Source organism: Micromonospora sp. NPDC049799, assembly GCF_040656655.1.
Lineage (GTDB): Bacteria > Actinomycetota > Actinomycetes > Mycobacteriales > Micromonosporaceae > Micromonospora.
Window position 1 is genome coordinate 1 of the sequence record NZ_JBFAMU010000327.1, and the last position, 5,625, is coordinate 5,625.

Here is a 5,625-nt window from a genome sequence, read left to right on the forward strand (position 1 = left end):
ACCCCCCCCACCTCCCCCCCCCCCCCCCCGCCCTACTGGATCCCCGGCCGGCGGACCCGGCGGCCGGACGGCCCGCAGCACCCGCTGCTCACCGGCCGGCTGGCCACCCCCGCCGACCAGCGCCTCTTCACCGGCCAGCTCTCCACCCGCAGCCATCCGTGGCTCGTCGACCACGCCATCACGGCCGGCTGCCTGCTGCCCGCGACCGCGTACGTCGACCTCGCCCTGCACGCCGGCGCCGGCACCGGACACCGGTACCTCGCCGAGCTCACCCTGCACCAGCCGCTGTTCCTGACCGAGCAGCCGGCCGACGTGCAGGTCACGCTCGACCCGCCGGACGAGGAGGACCGCCGTGGCCTGACCGTCCACTCGCGTCCCTCGGGAAGCACCGACGGGACCGTCTGGACGCACCACGCCACCGCCACCCTCGCCGTCGAGCCCACGGACCCCCCGCCCGCCGCCCGGACGGAGTGGCCGCCGACCGGCGCCGACCCGCTGACCGTCGACGGGGTGTACGAGTGGTTGGCCGAGCTGGGTTACCGGTACGGGCCGGCGTTCCAGGGCCTGCGCCGGGCGTGGCGTGCGGGTGACGACCTCTACGCGGAGGTGGCGCTGCCGGAGCCGGTCCGGGGCGACGTCGACGGGTACGGCGTACACCCCGCGCTGCTCGACGCCACGCTGCACGTGCTGGCCCTGGCCGCCGACGGTGACGTGACCCGGGTGCAGCTGCCGTTCGTCTGGTCCGGCGTACGGCTGCACGCCACCCGGGCCACCAGCGTCCGGGTGCACCTGGTACGCCGGGGCGGGGACCAGGCCACCCTGGTCGTCTACGACCCGGCCGGTCAGCCGGTGCTGGACGCCCGGTCGCTGGTGCTGCGCGAGGTGCCGGTGGAGGGCGCGGAGCGTGGCGGCGTACGGGTGGATCCGCAGTGGCTGCTGCACGTGGACTGGCTGCCGGTCGACCCGACCGAGCACGCGGAGGTCGGCCCTGTGGCGGTGCTAGGCGACGACCCCGACGCGGTCGACCGGTGGTCGGCGGCGTTCGGGACGGCGTCGGCGTACCGGACCATCGCCGCGCTCGGCGAGGCCGTCGCGGCTGGCGGCCCGGCGGTGCGGACGGTCGCGCTGCCCTGGTACGGCGCCGGGCCGGTGATCGACGGCGCGGACGGCGACGTGCTGGCGGCCACGCACGGTTCGACGGAGTCGCTGCTGCGGGTGCTGCAGGGGTGGCTGGCCGAGGAGTCGCTGGCCGACACCCGGCTGGTGGTGCTGACCCGGGGTGCGGTGAGCACGGGGGTGGACGACCGGATCACCGACCTGGCGGCCTCGGCGTGCTGGGGCATGCTGCGCACCGGGCTCGCCGAGCACCCGGACCGGATCACCGTGGTGGACCTGGACGGGAAGGCGGACAGCGTCGCCGCCCTCGGCCGGGCGGTCGGGTCCGGTGAGCCGCAAATGGCCATCCGCGACGGGTCGCTGTACGTGCCGCGTCTTCAGCCGGCCCAGCAGAGTGCGGGTCTGCCGTTGCCGGACAGTGACACGTGGCGGTTGGAAACCACCTCAGGTGGCAGCCTCGACAACCTACGACTGGCCCACTGCCCCGACTACACCGCGCCCCTGCAACCCCACCAGGTCCGCGTCCAACTCCACGCCGGCGGCGTCAACTTCCGCGACGTCGTCGTCGCCCTCGGCATCGTCAACGACCCCCGCCCCATCGGCGGCGAAGGCGCCGGCACCATCACCGACATCGGCACCGCCGTCACCGACCTGCACATCGGCCAACACGTCATGGGCCTGTTCAACGGCATCGGCCCCACCGCCGTCACCGACCACCGCCTTCTCACCCCCATCCCCCACGGATGGACCCTCACCCAAGCCGCCACCGCACCCATCGCCTACCTCACCGCCTACTACGCCCTACACGACCTCGCCCGGCTCCAACCCGGCGAACACCTCCTCATCCACGCCGCCACCGGCGGTGTCGGCCAGGCTGCCGTCCATGTGGCCCGTCATCTCGGCGCCCACATCCACGCCACCGCCCACCCCACCAAGTGGCCGACGCTGCACCGCTTGGGCGTCACCCATCCGCACATCGCTAACAGCCGCACCCTCGACTACGAAGAGCACTACCGCACCCACACCCCCGGCATCGACGTCGTCCTCAACAGCCTCACCGGTGAACACCTCGACGCCAGCGCCCGCCTCCTCACCCGAGGCGGACGTCTCATCGACATGGGCAAGACCGACATCCGTGACCCGCGAGCCTGGCAAACCCACCACCCGGACACCACCTACCAGGCCTTCGATCTCATGGACCCGGGCGAGAACCACATCGTCGCCCTCTACCAGCACCTCCAACCGCTCTTCCACGACGGCACCCTCCCCCCGCTGCCCACCCGTGCCTACGACATCCGCCACGCACCCACCGCCTTCCGCTACCTCGCCAACGCCCGCCACACCGGCAAAATCGCCCTCACCCTCCCCCCTGCCCTCGCCGCCACCGAAACCAGCCCCGCCGGCGGCGGAACCGGCGCCCGCAGCGAAACCGGCACCGACACCGGCACCACCCTCATCACCGGCGGAACCGGCACGCTCGGCCAACAGGTCGCCACCCACCTCGCCAGCCACCACCGCGTCCGCCACCTCCACCTCGTCAGCCGCCAGGGCCCCCGCCACCCCGACACCGCCCACCTCATCCACCAGCTCACCGACTGCGGCGCCACCGTCACCATCACCGCCTGCGACACCACCGACTCCCATCAACTCGCCGAGGTCGTCGACCACATCGACCAGACCGGGCACCCCCTCACCGGCGTCGTCCACACCGCCGGAACCCTCCACGACACCACCCTCACCAACCTCACCCCACCGGACCTGCACGCCACCCTCAAACCCAAGGTCGACACCGCCTGGCACCTCCACCACGCCACCAGAAACCACCCCCTCACCCACTTCCTGCTCTTCTCGTCGAGCTCGGGGACCATCGACACCCCGGGACAGGGCAACTACGCGGCGGCGAACGCGTTCCTCGACGCGCTCGCCCAGCACCGCCGGGACCTCGGCCTGCCGGCGACGAGTACCGCGTGGGGCTACTGGGCCCAGCGGACCGGGATGACCGGCCATCTGACCGACGTGGACCGGGCGCGGATGGCCCGTGCCGGCAGCCTGGGCCTGGAGACCGGGGAAGGGCTCGCCCTCCTCGATGCCGCCCTCACCCACACCCACCCCAACCTCGTGCCGGTCAAGCTCCATCTCCCCACCCTGCGCAACCAACCGCGCGTACCCGCCATCCTCGGCGCCCTCGTCGGCAACCCGACCCGGCGCGCGGCCGAGGAGCAGGTGGTGGGCGGCCGGCCGCTCGCCGAGCAGCTCGCCGCCCTGCCCCCGGGCGAGCGGCCCCGACTGCTGCTGGACCTGGTCCGGGGCCACGTGGCGGTGGTGCTGGGCCAGGGCTCGCCGGGATCGGTGGCGGAGGGGTCGCCGTTCAAGGACCTCGGCTTCGACTCACTGACCTCGGTGGAGCTGCGCAACCGGCTGCGTACCGCAACCGGGCTGCCGCTACCGGCCACCCTGGTCTTCGACCACCCGACACCGGTGGCGGTGGCGGAGTACCTCGCCGGGCAGCTCGCGCCGGCGGAGCAGGCGCCGCCGACGTCCGTACTCGCCGAACTGGACCGGGTGGAGGCGGCGCTGGCGGTGGCCGCGCTGAACGACGCGGAACGGCACCGGGCGGAGGACCGGCTGCGAGACCTGCTGCGCCGGTTGGACGGCCTACGGCCGGACGGCGCGGACCTCGACGATCTCGTCGACCTGGAGTCGGCGAGCGACGAGGAGTTGTTCAGCGCGCTGGACAAGGAACTCGGCGGTTCCCCGTCGTGACCAGATTGATGATCGTTTATGCCGGCTCCGACCAGGGGGACGCACGATGAACGACGAAGACAAGCTCCGCAGTTACCTGAAGCGGGCCACCGCCGACCTGCGCTCGACCCGGCAGCGGCTGCGCGAGGTGGAGGACCGGGCCCACGAGCCGGTGGCGATCGTGGGGATGGCCTGCCGCTACCCGGGCGGGATCGACACCCCGGAGCAGCTGTGGGACCTGGTGGCCGCAGGTGGTGACGCGATCGGGCCGTTCCCGACCGACCGGGGCTGGGAGCTGGAGTCTCTCTACGACCCGGACCCGGACTCGCCCGGCACCACGTACGCCCGCGACGGCGGGTTCCTCACCGACGCCCCCGGCTTCGACGCCGCCTTCTTCGGCATCAGCCCCCGGGAGGCGACGGCGATGGACCCGCAGCAGCGGCTGCTGCTGGAGACCGCGTGGGAGTGCGTCGAGCAGGCCCACATCGACCCGGCCAGCCTGCGCGGTGAGCAGGTCGGCGTGTTCGCCGGGGTGATCTCGCAGGACTACCTGGCCCGGATGAGCGAGCCCGATCCGGACCTGGAGGGGTACCTGGTCACGGGCAACTCGGGCAGCGTGGCGTCCGGGCGGATCGCGTACGTGCTGGGGTTGGAGGGGCCGGCGATCACCGTGGACACGGCGTGTTCGTCGTCGCTCGTGGCGATGCACCTGGCCGCGCAGGCGATCCGCAACGGCGAGTGCGACATGGCGCTCGCCGGTGGCGCCACGATTCTCGCCCTGCCGCGCCCGTTCATCGAGTTCAGTCGGCAGCGCGGACTGTCGCCGGACGGCCGGTGCAAGCCGTTCGCCGCCGCCGCCGACGGCACCGGCTGGGGCGAGGGCGCCGGCCTGCTCCTGCTCGAACGCCTCTCCGTCGCCCAGGAACGCGGCCACCAGGTCCTCGCCGTCATCCGCGGGTCGGCGGTGAACCAGGACGGGGCGAGCAACGGGCTGACCGCCCCGAACGGCCCCTCGCAGGAACGGGTGATCCGGCAGGCCCTGGCCAACGCGAGGCTGACCCCCGCCGACGTCGACGCCGTCGAGGCGCACGGCACCGGCACCACCCTCGGCGACCCCATCGAAGCCCAGGCACTGCTCGCGACCTACGGACAACACCGGCGCAACGACCAACCACTGTGGCTCGGGTCGGTCAAGTCCAACATCGGCCACACCCAGGCCGCCGCCGGCGTCGCCGGCGTCATGAAGATGGTCCTCGCGATGCGGCACCACCGGCTGCCGCACACCCTGCACATCGACACGCCCAGCCCACACGTCGACTGGGACAGCGGCAACGTCCGTCTGCTCGACCGGCCGGTCGACTGGCGGCCCGGTCCGCAACCGCGTCGGGCAGGGATCTCCTCATTCGGCGTCAGCGGCACCAACGCCCACCTGATCATCGAGGAGGCACCCGCCGACGCACCGACTCCGGTCGACCAGCCGGTGCCGGCCGGGCCGGACCCCGCCACGATTCCGGTGGACGCCCTCGACGGTGACGAGCTGGTGGATCTGCCGGGTGGTGGGTGGGTGCCGTGGCTGCTGTCGGCGAAGACCGAGACCACGCTGCGGGAGTACGGCCGCCGGCTACACGACTGGGCCACCGACACAGATGACCTGGACCTCGTCGACGTGGCCCACGCCCTCGCCGGACGCACCCTGTTCCCGCACCGGGCCGTGGTCCTCGGCCGCACCCTCGACGAGATGTGCGAGGCGCTGACCGCCCTGACCGA

2 protein-coding genes are annotated in these 5,625 nt (G+C 73.0%); both read left to right on the plus strand.

Features of this window, described 5'->3' with window-relative positions; genetic code table 11:
• Positions 1 to 3,879 (plus strand): SDR family NAD(P)-dependent oxidoreductase (locus AB0I76_RS21180; RefSeq protein ID WP_357038046.1); only part of this gene is annotated, 3,879 nt, incomplete at its 5' end.
• A 46-nt stretch (positions 3,880 to 3,925) separates the two neighbouring features.
• A partial coding sequence (locus AB0I76_RS21185) for a beta-ketoacyl synthase N-terminal-like domain-containing protein (protein ID WP_357038049.1) occupies positions 3,926 to 5,625 on the plus strand: 1,700 nt, incomplete at its 3' end.